Origin of the sequence: Aquimarina sp. Aq78 (genome assembly GCF_900299525.1) — a bacterium.
GTDB lineage: Bacteria > Bacteroidota > Bacteroidia > Flavobacteriales > Flavobacteriaceae > Aquimarina.
This window is the reverse complement of the sequence record NZ_OMKA01000003.1, coordinates 413,291-433,266: the sequence shown is the minus strand read 5'-3', so window position 1 is coordinate 433,266 and position 19,976 is coordinate 413,291. Positions and strand designations below refer to the sequence as shown.

At 32.7% G+C, this 19,976-nt stretch carries 17 protein-coding genes; 8 read left to right on the top strand and 9 right to left on the bottom strand.

What is annotated here, in order from left to right:
* Window positions 1-16 precede the first annotated feature (16 nt).
* The 4 genes from DG435_RS06740 (at window position 17) to DG435_RS06725 (ending at window position 2,336) form a co-directional block, all read left to right on the top strand.
* The gene (locus DG435_RS06740) at window positions 17-544 is read left to right on the top strand and encodes a hypothetical protein (protein ID WP_106792197.1); all 528 of its coding nucleotides are present in this window, start codon (window positions 17-19) and stop codon (window positions 542-544) included.
* Window positions 545-697: 153 nt separating this feature from the next.
* Window positions 698-1,234, top strand: a complete 537-nt coding sequence (locus tag DG435_RS06735; protein WP_106792198.1) for a Crp/Fnr family transcriptional regulator — start codon at window positions 698-700, stop codon at window positions 1,232-1,234.
* Window positions 1,235-1,287: 53 nt separating this feature from the next.
* The gene (locus tag DG435_RS06730; protein WP_106792199.1) at window positions 1,288-1,836 is read left to right on the top strand and encodes a DinB family protein; all 549 of its coding nucleotides are present in this window, start codon (window positions 1,288-1,290) and stop codon (window positions 1,834-1,836) included.
* Between the two features lie 176 nt (window positions 1,837-2,012).
* A complete protein-coding gene (locus tag DG435_RS06725; protein WP_106792200.1) occupies window positions 2,013-2,336 on the top strand; it encodes a helix-turn-helix domain-containing protein in 324 nt (107 codons plus the stop codon).
* Between the two features lie 2 nt (window positions 2,337-2,338).
* Here the strand turns inward: DG435_RS06725 and DG435_RS06720 are convergent, their stop codons facing one another.
* The 3 genes from DG435_RS06720 to DG435_RS06710 all read right to left on the bottom strand — a co-directional run bounded on the left by DG435_RS06720 (window position 2,339) and on the right by DG435_RS06710 (window position 4,176).
* Window positions 2,339-3,148, bottom strand: a complete 810-nt coding sequence (locus tag DG435_RS06720) for an SDR family NAD(P)-dependent oxidoreductase (protein WP_106792201.1) — start codon at window positions 3,146-3,148, stop codon at window positions 2,339-2,341.
* A 72-nt stretch (window positions 3,149-3,220) separates the two neighbouring features.
* A complete protein-coding gene (locus tag DG435_RS06715) occupies window positions 3,221-3,778 on the bottom strand; it encodes a Crp/Fnr family transcriptional regulator (protein WP_106792202.1) in 558 nt (185 codons plus the stop codon).
* Window positions 3,779-3,921: 143 nt separating this feature from the next.
* Window positions 3,922-4,176 (bottom strand): hypothetical protein, encoded by a 255-nt coding sequence (locus tag DG435_RS06710; RefSeq protein ID WP_159098246.1) that lies wholly within the window; start codon window positions 4,174-4,176, stop codon window positions 3,922-3,924.
* A 233-nt stretch (window positions 4,177-4,409) separates the two neighbouring features.
* Between DG435_RS06710 and DG435_RS06705 the strand changes: the two genes are divergently transcribed.
* Together DG435_RS06705 and DG435_RS06700 are read left to right on the top strand one after the other, a co-directional pair.
* Window positions 4,410-5,159: a DUF6882 domain-containing protein gene (locus DG435_RS06705; protein WP_234387079.1), complete on the top strand. Its 750-nt coding sequence runs from the start codon at window positions 4,410-4,412 to the stop codon at window positions 5,157-5,159.
* Between the two features lie 87 nt (window positions 5,160-5,246).
* Window positions 5,247-6,032, top strand: coding sequence for an aminoglycoside N(3)-acetyltransferase (locus DG435_RS06700; RefSeq protein WP_106792204.1), 786 nt, complete (start codon window positions 5,247-5,249; stop codon window positions 6,030-6,032).
* Between the two features lie 59 nt (window positions 6,033-6,091).
* Here the strand turns inward: DG435_RS06700 and DG435_RS06695 are convergent, their stop codons facing one another.
* The 6 genes from DG435_RS06695 to DG435_RS06670 form a co-directional block, all read right to left on the bottom strand.
* A complete protein-coding gene (locus DG435_RS06695) occupies window positions 6,092-7,933 on the bottom strand; it encodes an Ig-like domain-containing protein (RefSeq protein WP_106792205.1) in 1,842 nt (613 codons plus the stop codon).
* A 47-nt stretch (window positions 7,934-7,980) separates the two neighbouring features.
* Window positions 7,981-10,284: a family 20 glycosylhydrolase gene (locus tag DG435_RS06690; RefSeq protein ID WP_106792206.1), complete on the bottom strand. Its 2,304-nt coding sequence runs from the start codon at window positions 10,282-10,284 to the stop codon at window positions 7,981-7,983.
* Window positions 10,284-11,156: an N-acetylglucosamine kinase gene (locus tag DG435_RS06685; protein WP_106792207.1), complete on the bottom strand. Its 873-nt coding sequence runs from the start codon at window positions 11,154-11,156 to the stop codon at window positions 10,284-10,286. Before DG435_RS06685 ends, DG435_RS06690 begins: the two co-directional genes overlap by 1 nt.
* Before the next feature lie 143 nt (window positions 11,157-11,299).
* The gene (gene nagB, locus DG435_RS06680) at window positions 11,300-13,216 is read right to left on the bottom strand and encodes a glucosamine-6-phosphate deaminase (RefSeq protein WP_106792208.1); all 1,917 of its coding nucleotides are present in this window, start codon (window positions 13,214-13,216) and stop codon (window positions 11,300-11,302) included.
* A gap of 127 nt (window positions 13,217-13,343) precedes the next feature.
* Window positions 13,344-14,954, bottom strand: coding sequence for a RagB/SusD family nutrient uptake outer membrane protein (locus DG435_RS06675; protein ID WP_106792209.1), 1,611 nt, complete (start codon window positions 14,952-14,954; stop codon window positions 13,344-13,346).
* Between the two features lie 19 nt (window positions 14,955-14,973).
* Window positions 14,974-17,979 (bottom strand): carboxypeptidase-like regulatory domain-containing protein, encoded by a 3,006-nt coding sequence (locus tag DG435_RS06670; RefSeq protein ID WP_106792210.1) that lies wholly within the window; start codon window positions 17,977-17,979, stop codon window positions 14,974-14,976.
* A gap of 449 nt (window positions 17,980-18,428) precedes the next feature.
* Here DG435_RS06670 and DG435_RS06665 point away from each other — a divergent pair, with 449 nt between their 5' ends.
* Together DG435_RS06665 and DG435_RS06660 are read left to right on the top strand one after the other, a co-directional pair.
* Window positions 18,429-19,247 (top strand): sensor histidine kinase, encoded by an 819-nt coding sequence (locus tag DG435_RS06665; protein ID WP_234387080.1) that lies wholly within the window; start codon window positions 18,429-18,431, stop codon window positions 19,245-19,247.
* Window positions 19,247-19,972, top strand: coding sequence for a LytTR family DNA-binding domain-containing protein (locus tag DG435_RS06660; RefSeq protein ID WP_106792212.1), 726 nt, complete (start codon window positions 19,247-19,249; stop codon window positions 19,970-19,972). The genes DG435_RS06665 and DG435_RS06660 overlap by 1 nt, the downstream gene beginning before the upstream one ends.
* Window positions 19,973-19,976: the final 4 nt, after the last annotated feature.

Genomic DNA, 19,976 nt, shown 5'->3' with positions numbered 1-19,976 from the left:
CCATAAATAGGTACCAATGAAAACTGTTTTTATAATAGGATTTTTGTTTTTAATTGTATCAACTAGTTGCGATTCAAGCAAAAAATCAATAGGACTAACCGAATTAGAAAAAGTTACTATTGGTAAATTAATCAAAAAGAATATAGATGAAGGTATTGAAGCTACACGGGTAAAAGACATTGAAACTTATATGAGCCGATTACCACAGGATCTTGTAATTTATGATGAAAGCGGAGAAATCATTTCAAGAGATAAACAAAAAGAATATGCATTGAGAGATTGGGCAATAATCGATACCACTTTGAGTATAAAAATGGATATTGATAGTATACAATTTTTAAAAAAAGATAGTGTAATTGTTTTTACATCTCAACGATGGAAAAGAATGATGTTTCAAAGAGACGGTATAACAACAGATACTGTACTAACTACACAGAAGCATAAAGAAACCTGGAGAAGCAATGAAGAAGGCTGGTTTGGATATGACATAGAAGAACTTGGCGGAGAAATATTCATAAACGGAAAAAAATATATATCCGAATAAAACTACAATCAATAGCGTATAATATCTGATTTCCTTTTCAGAAAATTATCACTACCAGACAATAGGTTTATGTCTTTTTGCTACTTTAGTACAAAATCAAAGAATCTCTGTACTAAAAAGTATCTTGTTTTGACTAATACCTGTGCGTAAAATATGAATCCAATTTCAACCTTATTAGAAGAAATAAATAGCCAAGATTTGTGGGATAAAGAGTTAAAATTGGATAGGAATGAATATTTAAAAGTAAAAGGAAGTGTTGACACAAACGGATATCTGGTTGTAGATGGTAGTTTAAGAATTTTTGTGATAGACGAGTTTGAAGAACACACTATTAGGTTTGGCTACAGAAACAATTTTATTGCGGCTCTCGATTCATTTATAAACGAAAAACCATCTGATTTTTATATTCAAGCCTTAAAGAAGACGACTTTAAAAGTGATTAAAAAAGCTAACCTTATGAACTTTATATGGTCTTCTCCAGAATATACTAAAGCATGGTATCTGATTTTTGAAAACTTTGTTTTGCAACAAATGGAACGAGAAAGGGATATTTTGACCACTTCTCCTTTAGAAAGATATAAGAGGGTTTTAAAACGTAGTCCTCAGCTCTTTCAGGAAATACCAAACAAGTATATTGCTTCCTACTTACGAATGACACCCGAAACACTTTCAAGAATTAAAAAATCTTAATTTCGATCAATGTTTTAAAGTTTGAAATCATAGAGTTTTGTATAAAAAAACAAATGAAGATAACGTCAAAAGATTTACTACTGGATTTGGTAGAAAGAACACGAAAAAATATTAATGAAGCAGAAAAATATAATCAGCTGTCAATAGAAAAACTCAACTGGAAAAATACACCAGAAAGTTGGAGTATTTTAGAGTGTTTGGAACATTTAAATTTATATGGAGACTATTATCTGCCCGAGATTGAAGATAGAATGCTAAGGTCGAAAAGAAAAAATGCTTCTGTTTTTAAATCAGGCCTTTTGGGGAATTACTTTGCAAAAATGATGCTTCCCAGAGAAAAATTGAATACCATGAAAACATTCAAAGATAAAAATCCGATTAATAATGATCTGGATGAAAAATGTATTGACAGGTTTATAGCACAACAACACAAGACGTTAGAATTATTAGATATAGCAAGAAATAAAGACCTAAGTAAGATTAAAACATCGATCAGTATTTCTAAATGGATAAAATTAAAATTGGGTGATACGTTTAGAGTACTTATTTATCACAATCAAAGGCATATCGTACAATGTAATAGAATAGCTAATAAATACTAATTATTGTAAACCAATAATAGGATTAAAATATAGATGTAAAGTTTTTTTAGGATTTAAGTAAAAACTGTAAACTTTTTTTAGGACGAGATACATTTTAACTTGATAAAAGGGCTGTTTTTTATACTTTCGTTAACCATATACACTATGTTTATTGTAATTTTAAAGAAACATAATAGATGGGAACTTACACCAGAAAAACACCTTTAAAAATTGATTGTCCGATGGAAAGAACATTACATGTTATTTCCGGGAAATGGAAACTTGCACTATTATGTGAACTTAATAGAGGGAGTTGTAGACTCAAAGATTTAGAAAAATACAACCCCGAAGCTTCTAAAAGAGCTTTAACCAAACAGCTAGGCGAATTAGTAGATGATGGTATTATTCAAAAAAAAGATTATGAAGTGTATCCTAAAAAAGTAGAGTACTCTTTAACAAAAAAAGGAAAAGAGCTTATTCCTGTGCTAAAAGTCTTAGATGATTTTGGTAAACAATTATAAAATTATTTTTGATCAAAAAACCGTTCTTTCATTGTTTGTATTACAACCTCCATCCCTTCTTTTTTAAACCATTCAACTTCTTTTGTGGCGTGATTCCCCGCAATGTAATTTATTTGCTTTTTATTGTCTGTTGCAGCTTCAAATACAACCATTGCAATGTCTTCTGGATTATCTGAAATAGAACCAATTTCAGATTTTAATACTTTAATGTATTTATTAAAATCTTCTTGATAATCTGGATGAGATACGAATTCACCATTATTACCAAAATTAGTTTGCATATAACCAGGTACAACAGTTTTAGTATCTATTCCAAACCTACCTAACTCATAGCTCATACTTGCAGTCCAGTTTTCTAATGCCGCTTTTGTAGCTTCGTATACTGCAATAAATGGGTATGGAATATATGCCGTAGAAGATGTGGTAGTAATAATTGTTCCGTTATTCCTTTTCTTAAAAAAAGGAATAAAAGCTTTTGTTACAAATATAGTACCTAATAAGTTTGTGTTTATTAACTTCTCTAACTGTGAGTTAGTAACGGCTTCTAACGGCCCAGCAAGACCAAAACCAGCATTGTTAAATAAAACGTCAATCGGGCTTATTTTTTCTGCATCTGCTACAACGTCAATAATTTGTTTAGCATTACTAATGTCTAATTTTAGTAAGTGAACGTTTGATAATTGTGATAATTCGGTTTCCTTTTCGGGATTTCTCATAGTTGCTATTACAATCCAACCTTTAGCAGCAAATAATTTAGCAGTGACTTTTCCTAATCCTTGTGAAGCACCTGTGATGAAAATTGTTTTGTTCATATCTATCTAATTTTATTTTACAAAGGTGATAGATTAAAATCGAATAAGATTTGCCAAATGACAAAAAGCGAATTAGCTTATATTTTTTCTTATTCGACTTAGTGATGATTGTGTCATACCTAAATAAGAAGCAACATAAGACAAAGGAATACGATTGATAAGGTTAGGGAACACTTCTATGAACATTAAGTAGCGATTGGTAGCATTTTGCTCAATTAAAGGACTCCTTCTTTCTAATTTTTCGGATAGAGTTTTATTAATTATTTTCTGAAAAATAACATCCCATCCTACAATTGTATTTGAAATTTCTTTCCAATCTTTATTTGAAAACACCAGTAATTTACAATCTGTAGCAGCCTGAACGTATTCTGTAAATGGCTCTTCTTTCAATTTAAACATCAAATGATTTTCGTCAAGAAAGTATTTTGTGATTTCTTCGCCTTTATTATTATAATAACTTATACGCAGAACGCCTTCTACAATAAATCCAACTCGTTTTAGAATTTTTCCCGCTTCAGCAAAATACTCATCTTTGCAAAGTTCTAGTTCTTCACCCTTTTTGCTAATAAGCTCTATTTGCTGTTGATTTAAACTACCAAACTGCAATATATAATCTATAAATTCTTTCATTTGGGAAAATTAATGAAAGTCATTTTGATAGGAATTGTCATTTGGTAAAAAAATATGAAGTAGACTTGGTTCTCAAAATTAACCATATCATCATATATAAGTATAGTTACTAGTGATAGAAAGCAATTGTCATTTATTCATTGTTAGCGGTTCATTGTTTTTCTTCCAGTATGACTCAATACTAAAAGTGCGATTGTTGCAATTAATTGATTTAACATCCATTGCCTTGCATTACAGGCTCTAGCCAATTCAATAGATTTTTTATTATTTAGAACAGCATTTTCATGTTTACCTCGAACCAAACAGACTTTAGCAATGCCATCATAAGCATCGAATGATGAAGAATTATATTTAATACTTTTATTATAATTTCCAAATGCTTTTTTGATACTCTTCAATTTCAAAATAGTTAAGAGCGAGTTGATTATAAAATTTTTCAAGCGAACCTGGGAAAACTCTTTTATACCATTCTCAAGAATTAATAAATTCTCTTTTTTATCACGATTTAGAAAATGTAGCAAACTTAATCATCCTGTTTTCTTGTAGATAGTGGAAAGGTTTGTATTTTGATGGATATCCGTAGAAATTATAATAAACCGTATTTTTGGAAGACGAATATTAAAAATGAAAAATGAGCATCTTCAAAAAATTATTTGGAAACAAACAGGAATCAAAAGTTAAAGTAAGTATGAATACCGATGAATTTAGAAAATTATCGAAATCAAATTTTGATAACTTCGGTGATTTGCTTGAGCTACATGGAGGTTTATCTTTTGAAAAACAACAGAATTTTAGTGAAATAACTGGTGAGCATTCCTGGAATATAAATCTAAATGAGGGCCTTATTACCTTTGGAGAGTATAGCTTTCCTTTTGAAGTGATTGGTTCTTTGTCTTTTAATGATTTCTCCTGGATGTGGGGATGGGCAAATGAAAAGAGTGGTATACCTGAAAATTTATTAGAAAGTTCTTTAAAATTAAAAAGTATTGGAGAGCAAAATAATATAGAAGAATTTGTGAACGGACATTTTTCTGTACAGGAGGGGTTCGAGCATAAAATGGGACTTATTGTAAGTGGTATGCTAAATGCAGATGCTTATTTTTGTGCAAATTATGGGCAAGGAACAATGGTTGTAACTATAAAAAGTAAAGACATACCTAGAATAGACAATAACCGGCTAGAAAAAGTACTCACCAATTTCCCACAACTTATTAGTAGTATTGAGATGAATCATAAAAATGCGTTTCTAAACTATTTGATTGACAAGGATTTTCAAATAAAGAACCAAGAAAATACGATTGAGGGATTAAAAAATGAAAAAGTACTGGTTGCAGAATTTGATGAATTGGGAAGGCTTAAAAATCTAAATGGAAAGATCTAAGCAACATTATATTTAGATTAGATGCATTTCAATTAATTACTACTGCTACGTTTACAAAAGAATAGATAACTAAATAGTAAAACTTTTATGACAGAACTTCTACCAATTTCTAAAAGTGAATTGATTAAAGATTTCCGAGCAATAGGAGTTAAGGCTGGAATGAACTTAATGCTCCATTCTTCGTTAAGTAAGATAGGGTGGGTAATTGGAGGAGCACAAACAGTGGTGAGCGCGCTAATTGATATCATTGGTAAAGAGGGAACTATTGTTATGCCCGCTGCAACTCCATTTTGTTTGCACCCTAACGATTGGGGTGAAACCAAAATCCCAGAAAGCTGGATACCAAAAATAGTAGAACATTTACCTGTGTTTGATCTCAATACAACACCAACAACAATGGGAGCAATACCAGAAACATTTAGAAACTGGCCTGAAACTGTACGAAGCGATCACCCTATTAGTTCGGTGTCTGCCTGGGGGAAACTATCAGCTGAAATCACAAAAACTCATACTTTAGAAATTTCAGAAGGAGAAAATACTCCTTACGAAAAAGTTTATGACCTTAATTTCGAAATACTCCTATTGGGAGTAGGATTCAATCGATGTACAATGCTTCATTTTGCAGAATCAAAATCAAAAAACAGGAGAACCACAACTAGTACATATCCGATTTTTCGTAATATTAAAAGAGTATGGGTTGAAGTAGAAGATATGGGAAATGATAATGGTACTTATTTTCCTAAAATAGGAGCATCATATTTGAAGGATAGAAACGCAAGTATAGGAAAAGTAGGAACAGCAGATTCAATTCTATGCTCAGCAAAAACATTGGTTGATTATGGAACTAGTTATTTTGATACTATGAATATATAAAAAAGTCCTCCTTCACTGATCCATTGTGTCGGAGGACTTTAAACAATCAAAAACTATTTTTAGTTACAGGTTCCTATAGTTTTCCACCAGTGTTCACCACTACCTGGGGTTACCCATATTGGCCCTGACTGAGCTTCGTATAATGTACCTTGGTATACTACTTTATCTCCCACATTATATACTGTTGGATATGCTTCCCAATTTGCAATCCCGCTACAAGAACCACCGTTACCACCACCAGAAGAAGTAATAATAATGGATACTGTAGCCGATGTAGATGTTGCATTAGCATTATCTGTAGCAACAGCACTTAGGCTATAACTTCCTACAGCAGCATTATTCCAGGAATAGCTATATGGACTTGTTGTGTCTTCTCCAAGTTTAGTAGTTCCTTGAAAAAATTCAACTTTAGTAATTGTCCCATCGGTATCAGAAGCATTTGCTGTAATATTGATAGACTGCCCCTCGGTTACCGATTGGTTATTTGTAGGAGATGTGATAGATACAGAAGGAGATTGGTTGTTTCCTCCTCCGTTACCATTACAATTCTGAACAAATTCCCATGGCAATCCTGCTCCAGAATTTGATGATGGATTATCATTTTGCGTCCACCATTTTGCACGATATAATTTATTGTTATGCACAACTTCCTGACCAGTGTTATAAACAGCAGAAGCATTCCATGGCGCAGATTCACAGCCTGATCCACCACCTCCACCGCCATCGCCAGAGTATGGAGATTCTGGATAGTTTTCTGCATTGGCTATGGCCTGAGATTGTGATACACCATTAAGTACCTGACTTGCAACATGAAGATATCCATATGCAGAAGAAGTCGTATTACCAAGTAATAATTGCCATATCATAACTCCATCATTAGAGCTGTTATTTACAGAAATATGGTTAGATAGCTCTGCTATATTTTGATAGGTATATTCATAATAAGGCCCCCAAGGTTCATTAGGATAATGAACTCCGGCTGCAATAGAAAAGCCATACTGGTTTGAGTAGTGTTTATATGCATCATACATAATTTTTCTATTACTGGCAGCTCCCGTATTATATCCTTGATATGCAATAAGATCAATTTTATCACCAACAGCTTCCATTACAGGAATCATATGCCCTGTAGTAGCAAAACCAAATAAACTAATGCCTTGGTTAGGTGAAGTAGCATTGAATAAGTTAGTATCGGACTCTCCAGTTACTGTGTTTCTTTTACTATAGGCGAAAGGAGAGGAGGGGTCATTATTATTTGCACCTCCTAAAGCTCCAACTCCCGCAGGAGCACAGGCTAATAAGTATTGTCCTTTTGGCATAATAGCTCTTGAATTTGTAAAGAAATCGATGAAGCGTTGTACATTTATAGGTTCTCCTATGGTGGCAAAACTACCATTGGGTTCAAAATCCCAATCGATACCTTCAAATCCCATGTCATCTACCAGATCTTTGATCTGCTGATAATTTATATCATAAGCTGCATCTGTACCCCAATACGTTTCTCCACCTACAGATAAAATAACTTTGATGCCTTTTGATTTTAGAGCTGCAACAGATTCTTTTAAAGTAGCCCCTCCGTAAGGAGTTTGAATACCGGTATTGGTAATATCTAAAGAACCTTTTTGATAACGAAGATTAGGCTTTGCAAATGCCAAAAAAACGTGAGTGATATGTTCTGGGATATCTCTTAGTTTTGATCCTTGCCCAGGTCCGGCCCAACTTTCTGACCAGGAAGGGAAATATCCTAAGACAATAGGTTCTGTGAGTGCTGCCTTGTCTGTTAGACTTGTTTCAGAATTTTGAGCCTCCAGAGCCCCTTCTTCTATAAAACTTTCATTCGTACAGGAAAATAAAAAAACCTGAATGAATAAGACGACTGATAATCTTTTAAGTAATTTCATTGTGTATTAAATTAAGAGTTTGTGAATATTGCGAGGCCATTATACAGTTAATGAAAAATCATATGTTCATCTATTTCTTTATAATCAACCTCAGAAGCTTTTCTATATTTGAGTTCTACAGTATTCCAATCTGTTGCCCAACCTTTTGCTATATTGTTTAGATACACTATCTTAAGTTTATGTTTTCCTTTTTGTAAAGCGATTGAGCTTTCTTTTGGATGTTTTTTTAATGGGGTTTTATAATCAATAACGAGTTGATCCGCTATCCATATCTGATCTTGCGTACTAGAAAAATAATACACTCCATCCTCTGGGATGTCAACATAACCATTAAGAAAAACAGCCTTGAAATTATCTTCATTTACTTCATGTCCCCAGTGATATGTTGTATTCGCATCTTTGATATTTTTAATAGTAGATGTATGGCTTTTAGTAATATCATTAACATCACTGATACTTTTGAAATAACCTTTTATTTCTTTCATGATAAGTCCCTGAGATAATTCTGCTGTATCAGAAGAAGCAATGAGATTTTCTTTTGTGATGTTCAATTTTCGAATACTACTCATTTTTCCACTTTTCAATATTGAAGCAATTCGTAGTTCTGTATTTTCCTTAAAATTTAAAGGTTCGATATATGCTGTGCTAGTTGCTATTGGATCTGTTCCATCTGTAGTGTATACCATTTTAACCGGATGTGTGGTAGAAAAAGGAATACTTATACTATCAGTAAATACAATCTTATTTGAAGTAGGCCCCTCGGGAAGAGGAATATGGTAATTGATATTATAATGTTCTAATACATCATAAACACTATTTAATCTATTTAAGAAATCATCGAATTTTTTATTTTCTTTTTGTGACCATGTAGTCTCTGCCAATGCTATGATACGCGGATATAGCAGGTACTCAATTGTTTCTTCTTCATAAGTATATTCGGTCCAGACATTTCCTTGTGCGCCTAAAATATGTTTCTTTTTATCTTCTTCAATTTCTTTTGGTATTGGATCATAGTGATATACTTTGTCTAGTGGGATATACCCTCCAAAAGCTAAAGGTTCTGCTTTAAAATCTCCTTGATAAAAATTAAAATAACAATACTTAGCAGGAGTCATAATAACATCATGTCCTTTATTAGCGGCATTGATTCCACCTTCTTCTCCTTGCCATGACATAATATTTGTAGTAGGGGTAATACCACCTTCCAGAATCTCATCCCATCCAATCATTTTTTTCTGATATTTTGATAAGATTTTTTCTACACGAGCCATAAAATAACTTTGAATTTCTTTTTCATCTTTTAGGCCTTCGCGTTGTTTTAATTTCTGACATTCTGCAGAATTTTTCCATTGATCTTTAGGTACTTCATCTCCTCCCATATGATAGTATTCATAAGGAAAAAGAGTTGATAGTTCCTGGACTACATCTTCTATAAAAGTGTAAGTTTCTTCTTTTCCGGCACATAGTATACTAGACTCGACACCCCATAAATTCCTTACCTTATATTTTTCTTCACTACAAGAAAGCTCTGGGTATCCTGCCAAAATTGCTATAGCATGCCCTGGTGTGTCAAATTCTGGAATTACATCAATAAATCTTTCTTTGGCGTATTGTACGACTTCTTTTATTTCTTCTTGAGTATAAAATCCTTGATGAAAAGAACCATCAGCATTTTTTCTTTTGGAACCTATCTTTGTAAGTTTAGGGTATTTTTTAATTTCTATTCGCCATCCCTGATCATCTGTTAAGTGCCAATGAAATTTGTTGATCTTGAAAAGAGATAATAGATCAAGTTGTTTTTTGATAAAATCAATTGAGAAGAAATGCCTGGAAACATCCAGATGCATTCCTCGCCAACCGAAACGAGGTTTATCTTCTATATCTAGAGCCTGGATTTTAACAGGAAAATGCATTTGATTTTTTGAATTGGCATCATATAACGGAAGAAGTTGCATAAAAGTTTGCATTCCATAAAACAATCCTTGATCGGTTTTTGCTTTTATTTTTATCTCGTCTTTTGATATAGACAGACGATATTCTTCTTCACCAAAGTCTAGCGTACTTTCTTTGATTAGTTGAATGCTGTTTTTAGTGTTATTTTCATTATCTATTGAAAAAGAATGACCTGTGAGAGTCTTCATTTTTTCGATAAAAAAACTTGCGATAACTTCAGAAGAAGCATCAGTACATAGAAAAGCAGTTTTTTTGTTGATCTCGAAATATCCTTGTTTTTGATTTACTTTGAAAGGTATGGGGGTGATACTCAAAGATTGATTAACAGGGAATGATGAATCAGGACTTTTACAGGCCATGAAAATTAAAAAAAAGAAAGGTATAATTCGTAAACTCATTACTGACTTGTTTTTTGAGAAATTCTTTGGATGATCAGGCGATTAACTAAATGATCTATTGGTTTTTTTACAAAACCCCTAACCCGATAACCATGGTCATCTAATAATTTTTTTATAATATCTTGAGAGTAGTAGGCTACCGAACCCACAAAGTGTATAGGATATTTGGATAATTCTTCTTTGTATTGAAAAAGGTAAGTACTTATAAATTTTGAAATACCATGATGTAAAATTCCTTCGAGATAAGCATTTCCTCGATTTCTAAAAATGAATTTTGCATAAGAAGCTAAGTACTTATTTGGATGATCAGCACAATATAATTCATCAAGAATTTGATTAAGTTCGGTAGTATATTCATTCTTAAATAATGAGGCTGTATCAGATGGCATTTTACCTAGGAAATAATCTTTAATCAATTTTTTCCCTAAATAATTACCACTACCTTCATCTGCTAATAGGTACCCTAAAGCAGGGGATTTTTGAATAACTTTTTCTCCATCAAAATAACAGCAATTTGCTCCTGTTCCCAAAATACATACTACACTTGGTTTTTCTGTTGTAGCTTTTACGGCTCCAATGATATCTTCTTCTATAACAACAGATGTTACATTTTTAAATATAGATTGCAGCACGAAGGCTATTTTTTTCTTAGCATCAGCCTCACCACACCCTGCACCATAAAAATAAATCTTATGTATGAGATCCCTTTTTTGTAGTATAGAGTCTGCTTTTTGAACAATATTTATGATAGCATTGTCAGAAAGTAAAAGAGGGTTTATACCATCGGTTTTAGTCTTGTCAACGAGTTCTCCATTAGTATCAACAAGAACCCAATCACATTTGGTAGAACCGCTATCTGCAAATAATATCATTAGTCATTAGTTTATTTATCATTTATGTATTGTCTTATTGCTGGTGCATAGCGAAGAGATTCTTTTTAAAAGCAACTTTCCCTCATATGTTGAGGGAAGGTTGTTTTTTGCAAAAATTTATCTAACAAACAAAGCAATTAATTTTAAAATATATATCTCTTAAAAGCTTCTATTGCCTCATAATCTGCGAGACCAAGCTTATCATATAATATCGCTGTATTTCTATTTCTTTCACGAGCTCTTAGCCAAAATTCTCTTGAATCTTCCCCTTGAAACATCACTCTATCTTTTTGAGATTGGTGATATAGGATAGCATTAGTCTTTTTGGATACTTCGTGTGGACTTAGAGGTACGGCCATTTCAATTTCAGAAACATCCCACTCTTGCCAGGCACCTCTATATAGCCATACCCAACAATCATCCATGAAGGTTTTACTTTTTAGGTTGTCGACAGCCTCGAAAATAGCATCTAGACAAACCTTATGAGTTCCATGAGGATCGGCAAGATCACCTGCAGCATATATTTGATGTGGTTTTATTTTTTCAATAATACTAGCGGTAAGAGTTACATCTTCTTCTCCTAACGGATTTTTTTTGATTCTTCCGGTTTCATAAAAAGGAAGGTCTAAAAAATGAACTTTATCATCATCTAATCCAAAATACCGAGTAGCGCCCAAAGATTCCATTCGTCTAATTAACCCTTTGATTAACCGAACTTCTGGTATATCAATATCACCTGGATTTTTTGATTTAAGAAATGTAATTACTTTTTTAAAAGTATCTTCTTCTTTATTAGGATGAACACTATTGGCTACCTCAGCAAACTTTAAGGCTTCATCATCTGTAACCGCTATATTACCCGAAGTTTGATAAGCAACATGTACATCATGCCCTTGATCAATTAATCTTAAGAATGTTCCTCCCATTGATATTACATCATCATCTGGGTGAGGACTAAAAATTAAAACTCTCTTTTTTGCAGGGAGGGCTCTCTCGGGTCTGTTGGTATCATCTGCATTTGGTTTTCCTCCTGGCCACCCTGTGATGGTATGTTGAACGTTATTAAAAATTTTAATATTTAAATCATAAGAAGATCCTTCAACAGCCAATAGACCAGACATTCCATTATCGTTATAATCTTTATCTGTAAGTTTTAAGACAGGTTTATTGAGTTCTTGACTCAACCAGGTAACAGCTTTAAATTTTAATTGTTCTTTCCAGATACATTGATCTACAAGCCATGGCGTTTTGATTCGTGTAAGTTCAGAAGCAGCTTCAGAATCAAGGATAATAGTGGTGTTTTTATGTTCTTGTAAAAAAGATGCAGGAATATTAGATGTAATTTCACCTTCTATTGTCTGTTTAACCACTGTAGCCTTTTTATGTCCCCAAGCCAATAGTAATACCCTTCTGGATTTCATTATGGTACTTATTCCCATAGTAACGGCTTTTTTGGGAACATTTTCTAAACCATTAAAATCAGAAGAAGCATCAGTTCTGGTGACATGATCTAATGTGATGATTCGTGTACCCGAATTGGGATGCGATCCTGGTTCGTTAAAACCGATATGTCCTGTCCTACCAATTCCTAAGAGTTGAAAATCTAGTCCGCCGTACTTTTTGATCTTCATCTCGTAATCAATGCAATATTGATCCATTTCTGTAACAGGAATGGTGCCATCAGGAATGTTGATGTTTTCTGGGTTAATATCTACATGATCAAATAAGTGTTGATGCATGAAGTGATAATAACTTTGCTGATGTGCAGTATCCATTGGATAATATTCATCCAGATTAAAAGTAATTACGTTTGAAAAGCTTAACTCTCCAGAACGATGCAAGCTTACTAATTCTTCATATACTTTTATAGGAGAAGAACCTGTAGCAAGACCTAGTACACAAGGGTTACCTTCTTGTTGTTTTTGTTTAATTAGTGTTGCAATTTCGTGTGCAACAAGCTTTGAAGCTATCGACGAATCGGGAAATATTTCATTATGAATCTTCTCAAACTTCGTTTTTTCAAACTGTCCTACCTGTTTATATTCAATTTCCTGGATCATTTTTCCTCAAGAGTTTGATTGTTTTAATTGTTTTTTTATTTTAAGGCTTTTTATGAAAAGAGATGGAGTTGAGAGATATTGCTCTATCCATCTCTTTCATAAGTATTATTTGGCTAACTCAAATTTTTTAAAAATTTCCACCAGCAATATCCCACCATAATCGAGTACCTCCATTATCGGCACCTCCAAGAAGTGTTCTCGCTTGTGCTACTCCTTGTGGGTTAGTACTTCGTTGACTAGCAGGGAAAGGTAATCTTCTAACCTGAATATCAGTATCTACAGTACCTCCACTATTATTAGCTACCGAAGGGAATATTTTTGGATATCCCGTTCTTCTGAATTCACTCCATGCTTCTTGTCCGTCAGGAAACATAGCAATCCATTTCTGAGTAATAATTCGTTCTAATTTTTCTTCATTCGTTGCTCCGGCATTCCAGGCAATAGTAATCGTACTTAATGCAGCAATATTATTAGATCCAACAGGATCAACATAATCAATAGGTGTAGAGGCATTATCAGTAATATAGGTTGATGCTCCAGCAGCGCCGTGTTGATCAAAAGAAGTTGTGATTCCCATTTCATAATTTGATTGCGCATCACCGGCACCAGTCCATCCTCTTAAGGCAGCTTCTGCCTTTAAGAAATATGCTTCTGCAGCAGTCATTAATTGGATATTTGTAGTTGGAGTTTTATCAATGATATAAGAATTTCCTAATCTTGAAAATCCAACATAATCTCCTTTTTGATCGATATCATCAGTATATCCATCTAATAATGGTAATCCACTTCTTAATCCTTTTAATGATCCAGGTGTTACCGTAGATTCTTCGAATAAAACAGGACCTCTGGCATCGTTATATCCAACTAATATAGATTCCATAGAAGCATTCATACGAACGTCATTCCATTCAGAATTAAAAACAGTTAGTGGATGTTTTGCACCACCTTGAATGATGAAATTATCAGCATTAGTTTCCAGAAGTCCACCACTATGTGCTAATGATTTCTCTCCTTCAATTTGAGCCTTAGCAGCATCTGCTTTCGAAATTCTCATTGCTAAACGTAATCGAAGTGTATTGGCAAATTTTATCCATTGCGCATAATTTCCTCCATATACAAGATCAAAATTGGTGAATTGCTCATTGGTAGGATCTGTAGATAAAGTGGTTATTGCTTCGTCAAGTTCAGTAAAAAATTGATTGTATACTTCTTGTTGAGTATCATATTCTGGAAAAGATGCTCCAGGTACTCCAAATTTTGAATACACAATTGGTCCATATACATCGGTTACTCTATGCATACCTTCTACTCTTAATATTTTTGCGATAGCATAGATTAATGGGAATTTTTCTTCTCCACGCTCTTTGACTAATGCAGCATTTTGCATAACTCCTGTAGAAGAATATGGGATATCCCAAGGGAATTGATCCCAAAAATCAATAAAATTATAGTTTGTGGTATTTGCTCCTCCTGCAAATGGTCTTGGTGGGGCCATATATCCAGAGAAGGTATCTGCATTTAGATTATGTTGTAATTGCGTATGCCATGCAGGGTCATACCTGTATAGGTTTAAAAAGATAGGATTAAATGGTCCACCTACATTAATAAAATCGGCTTCACTTTGTGCATCCGTTAATCCATTAGGATCTGTATTTAATGCTTCGAAATCGTCTGTACATGAGAGTACAAATACCGAGATAAAAGCAGTAATGATTATTTTTTTAAATATATTTTTCATGATATTCTATTCCTTTTAATTAAAATGATAAGCCAACATTCAAACCGATACTTCTGGTAGATGGCGATCCGAATACATCAACACCCTGAAGTCCATTTCCTGTACTTAAAGATATATTTGGGTCATAAGGTGCATCTTTATAAAAGAAAAATAAATTTCTACCGACTAAAGAAGTATTGATCGAATTAAAGAAACTATTCTCTCCAAGATTAAAATTATACCCTATAGATAATTCTGCTAAACGGATATTAGTAGCGTCATATACATATTCACCACTAAATTTATCTCTTCCTCCAATTGCTTGGTAATATTCTGAAGCTGGTATTGAAGTTTCTGAACCAGAAACTTCATCAAAGATTCTTACGCTACCTGTTCTATCTAATGTTCCGAAACCATCAACAATAGCTTCAGTAAGACTCATTACTTCTCCACCAAATTTTCCATCAACTAAAAAGGATAATGTTATGTTTTTATAGGTGAAAGAATTATTCCATCCTAAAGAAAAATCAGGATTTGCATTTCCTAATAAATCAAAACCTCCTCTGGTATTTGCATCAGGTGCTGCTTGAGTAAAGTTACCATCTGTATTTCGAATCGGCAATCCATTTGCATTTCTGTTAAGTCTTTTTCCATAAATATCACCAAAAGATCCACCTTCTGCAATTAATAAGGCATAAGAGTTAACACTTATAGGGGTTAGTTCTAGAAAATCTCTATCTAATCTAGAATCTAATTCCTTAATAGTATTTTTATTACTAGCTAGATTTACAGTTGTATTCCAGGAAAAATTTTCATTTTGTATTGGGTCTGCAGTAATAGAAACTTCAATACCTTTATTTTCAAAATCCCCTGCGTTGATAGCAAATTGATCTGCTGTTTGACCGTTAGCATTTGTTTGACCACTAGCAGATTGGACTGTCATAAACTGATCTATAGTATTGGTTTTGTAATATCCAATTTCAAACCCTAGACGGTTATTAAAAAATTGCCATTCTGTACCTATTTCAAAAGATCTTTGAGTTTCTGGCTTTAGCTCTGTAAGCGGTCTTACAGTAGGACGGTTTAACCCTCCTGGACCAGTACCAATAGTGTTGATTGGATTATTGGCGAAACTTTGTATATCATTACCCACTTCTGCATAAGAAGCTCTTACTTTTGCAAAAGAAATTACTTCAGGTAAATCAAACATCTCAGATACTACTCCTGTAATACCAAAAGATGGATAGAAGAAAGAATCTGATACAGTTGAAGACCAATCATTTCTAGCAGTAAGATCAAGATATAACATATCTTTAAACCCTAATGTTGTACTAGCGAATAGAGATTGTACTTCTTTTTGCTCAGCTTTAGTTTCTTTTAATATTGGATTAACTCCTACTGTACCAACGACAAAATTAGAAAGCGTAAAGATATTTGGTATTTTTAGATTACCTCCTACACCAGAATCTAATAAGGTGCTTTCTCCTAAATCAGATTTTCTGATACTGGTACCGATATTAGCTGTTAAATTTAAATTTTCTGAAAGAGGAGTATTAATTGTCGCTATGATATCACCATAGATCTGAGTATCCTCTACATCATTTAATAAATAACGACCGTTTGATGCAGATAGCGTTCCATCGGTAGTTGCATAGATTTTTCTTTCAAATTTATAAAAGTTTTTATCATAACTTCCTCTGGTTTGCACAGATAACCAGTCATTAAACCTATATTTTAAAGAAACAGAGGCTAATACTTTTTGATTTTGATCATCACTGGCATTTCTATTGATTATCCAATATGGGTTTTGTTCGATATCAGAAGTTCCTCTAAACCAACGTTGCGCCATTAAATTTCTATCTACATTAAATTCTTCAAAAACTCTATAGTTACTTAAGGTTTCTGTATCCGAATTAAATGCTGTTGCTCCTACTAATGGATTATAATATAGACCAGAAACGGGCTTATTATGTATTTTTTGAGTTGAAAGCAAGATGTTTGCATCAACAGTTAACTTGTTATCAAATAGTTTAGCTGTTTCTCTAATATTAAGTGTATGCTTTTTTACATTATGAGTAGGAAGTACTCCTGATGCTTGTGTATTCGCATAAGAGAAATACGTTTGAGCAGTTTCTGTTCCTCCCGATACTGACAATGAATTAATTGCAGTTGTTCCTGTTTCTAAAAAGTCATCTACGTTTTTTTGTGTACGATCATTATAATCAAGTAAATAAGCAGCGTTATCTACTGTGAAACTAGAAGATACATTTGTTCTAAAACTTCCTGACTTACCTTTCTTAGTGGTAATTAATATAACACCATTAGATCCCTGACTACCATATAGGGCAGAAGCAGAAGCTCCTTTTAGGACACTAATACTTGCAATGTCATCTGGATTGATAAGAGATAATGCATCTCCACCATCTCTGTTTCCCGCGTTTTCAATATCACCAAATGTACTATTAGGTTGAATAGCAGAATTGTTTAATAAAGGAATACCATCTATAACATATAATGGTTGGTTGTTTCTCGTAGAAGTATTACCCCTTAGAGTTACTTTTACTGATCCACCAACACCAGAGGCACTTCTGTTTACAACAAGTCCTGATACTTTACCAGAAAGACTGTTAATAGGATTTGCATCTTTGATTTTTGTTAGCTCATCAGATTTTATATCCTGAGCAGCATAAGTAAGTGACTTCCTGGTTTTTTGAATCCCCAGTGCAGTTACTACTACATCTTCTAATTGTTCAGCATCTTCTTGTAACTGAACATTTATTACTGTATCACTACCTACAGTAACTTCTTTATTTGACATTCCTAAATAGGAAAACTGAATTACATCTCCTGCAGCAGCAGTAATTGTGTAATTTCCATCAAAATCTGTCTGTACTCCGTTTGTAGTTCCTTTTACAATAATATTAACTCCAGGCAGTGGTACACCATCTGAAGCCCCTGTTACTGTACCCGTTATTTGGGTTCCCTGCCCAAAACTCATAAAAGAAAAAAATAATAGAGTGGTAAGGGTTAAAATTTTTTGTTTCATATTAATAAGTGTTTTTTGAATGATCTCAAAGTAGTATTTTAATTATTTAACAAAATTTTTTTTAGACAAACGACATCGTTTCAATAACAATCGACATACATTGATAGATAACGGTTTTTTTGAAATTCGATATTCTTATTTTTTTTGTTTTTCTCTACAAATAGCCTTACATTTTTCAAAAATTTTTGTTAAAAAAGTGATTTTAACTAGTATTATTTAATGATTTTTTAAAAAAAGAGAGGGGTAACGTGCAAAGGACTATTAAACGAAAATATCATCTATATTTTTGGATTATCTATTTTTTATTTAATGTAATTCGATGGGGAAGTTATTTTAATGATTATTGGTATTCGTTAAAATCGAACCTTGTAGAATTTCCTCTACACATCATCTTAGTTTATTTTAATATTTATTTTTTAGTTCCTAAATACATATTCAAAAAAAAGTATGTGTATTACGTACTTTTCTTATGTATGTCTCTTGGGGTTCATTATATATTAAGGTCTGGTCTTAATCTATTGTTGGTTACCGAGGATATCTGGCCAGAAGTAGAAGGAAGGCTGGATCCATTTGGTTTTAATCATATTGTAGCAGTAGCTATAGGAGAATTGTATGTTGTAGGGTTAACCTCTGCAATAAAATATACAGTTGATTTTTTGATTATGCAAAATAAGAATAGAGACTTAAGTGAATTGCAATATAAAACAGAATTAAAATATTTAAAAGCGCAGATACAACCCCATTTCTTTTTTAACACACTTAATAGTTTATATGCACTAACAATAAAAAAATCGGATTTGGCACCTAATCTTGTATTAAAACTATCTAACTTTATGAGATATGTGATTTATGATACCAGTAAAAAGAAGCTCCCTCTTTTGCAGGAGATTGATCATATCGATAATTACATTGAGCTCGAAAAAATGCGTTATGGTGATCGAGTTGATTCGAGGGTTGATATAAATGGTAATATTGATGATGTTAAAGTAGTTCCTATGCTGTTTTTACCGTTTATTGAGAATGCTTTTAAACATGGGCTAAAAAATAATGACAGAATGGAGTTATTAATCTCTTTTGAAAGATTTGAAAATGAACTGGTATTTATATCTAAAAATAATTATGAAGATGAATCTAAAACTAAAAGACTTAATGGAATTGGAATAAAAAATGTAAAAAGAAGGTTAGAAATACTATACCCAAAAAAATATACACTAAACATAGCACAAAAAAATAATGAGTATTCGATTTTGCTTAAAATCCCTATATAATGACTATTAAATGTATCATAATTGATGATGAGCCCTTAGCAATTGAAGTTATTGAATCTTTTTTAAAAGAATTTAAAAACATTCAGATCGTTGATACTTTTAAAAACCCAATAGAGGCATTATCTATATTAGAACAAGGAGATATTGACGCTGTCTTTTTAGATATTAATATGCCTAGAATGAATGGTTTAGAATTTTTAAAAAGCTTACAGGAATATCCCCAGATTATTATTACCACTGCATATAAGGAATATGCATTAGAAAGTTATGAGCTAGAAGTTCTCGATTATCTTGTAAAACCTATTTCTTTTAATCGATTTCTGAAATCTATAAATAAATTAACAGCAAGGCTTGTTGCTATAAAGAAACATGAACCTTCTATGAATATGGTGCAACCGGCTCATATTTTCTTAAAAGTAGATAAGAAATTGGTGAAAATTCTTTTAACTGATATACTTTTTATTGAAAGCCTTAAAGATTATATCAGGGTGAGTACACTTGAAGATACATTTCTATCCCATAAATCTTTAACCAGTATTAGTGAAGAGCTTCCTTCAGAAAATTTTATAAGGATTCATAAATCGTATACTATAGCTATAGATAAAGTTAAATCTATCGAAGGGAATCTTGCCGAGGTGGGGGAAAAAAGAATTCCTATAGGGAGAAATTATGCGGCTCACGCAAAACAACGAATATTAAAAAACAAATCAAATTTATTAAAATAAAAAT

What these genes read in the sequence shown, in the direction of transcription:
- DG435_RS06700 (WP_106792204.1), top strand. Translation starts at nt 5,247, where the DNA reads ATGACAGAACTTCTACCAATTTCTAAAAGTGAATTGATTAAAGATTTC.
- DG435_RS06660 (WP_106792212.1), top strand. Translation starts at nt 19,247, where the DNA reads ATGACTATTAAATGTATCATAATTGATGATGAGCCCTTAGCAATTGAA.
- DG435_RS06685 (WP_106792207.1), bottom strand. Translation starts at nt 11,156, where the DNA reads ATGATATTATTTGCAGATAGCGGTTCTACCAAATGTGATTGGGTTCTT.
- DG435_RS06740 (WP_106792197.1), top strand. Translation starts at nt 17, where the DNA reads ATGAAAACTGTTTTTATAATAGGATTTTTGTTTTTAATTGTATCAACT.
- DG435_RS06705 (WP_234387079.1), top strand. Translation starts at nt 4,410, where the DNA reads ATGAGCATCTTCAAAAAATTATTTGGAAACAAACAGGAATCAAAAGTT.
- DG435_RS06730 (WP_106792199.1), top strand. Translation starts at nt 1,288, where the DNA reads ATGAAGATAACGTCAAAAGATTTACTACTGGATTTGGTAGAAAGAACA.
- DG435_RS06690 (WP_106792206.1), bottom strand. Translation starts at nt 10,284, where the DNA reads ATGAGTTTACGAATTATACCTTTCTTTTTTTTAATTTTCATGGCCTGT.
- DG435_RS06735 (WP_106792198.1), top strand. Translation starts at nt 698, where the DNA reads ATGAATCCAATTTCAACCTTATTAGAAGAAATAAATAGCCAAGATTTG.
- DG435_RS06715 (WP_106792202.1), bottom strand. Translation starts at nt 3,778, where the DNA reads ATGAAAGAATTTATAGATTATATATTGCAGTTTGGTAGTTTAAATCAA.
- DG435_RS06675 (WP_106792209.1), bottom strand. Translation starts at nt 14,954, where the DNA reads ATGAAAAATATATTTAAAAAAATAATCATTACTGCTTTTATCTCGGTA.
- DG435_RS06725 (WP_106792200.1), top strand. Translation starts at nt 2,013, where the DNA reads ATGGGAACTTACACCAGAAAAACACCTTTAAAAATTGATTGTCCGATG.
- DG435_RS06695 (WP_106792205.1), bottom strand. Translation starts at nt 7,933, where the DNA reads ATGAAATTACTTAAAAGATTATCAGTCGTCTTATTCATTCAGGTTTTT.
- DG435_RS06720 (WP_106792201.1), bottom strand. Translation starts at nt 3,148, where the DNA reads ATGAACAAAACAATTTTCATCACAGGTGCTTCACAAGGATTAGGAAAA.
- nagB (WP_106792208.1), bottom strand. Translation starts at nt 13,216, where the DNA reads ATGATCCAGGAAATTGAATATAAACAGGTAGGACAGTTTGAAAAAACG.
- DG435_RS06670 (WP_106792210.1), bottom strand. Translation starts at nt 17,979, where the DNA reads ATGAAACAAAAAATTTTAACCCTTACCACTCTATTATTTTTTTCTTTT.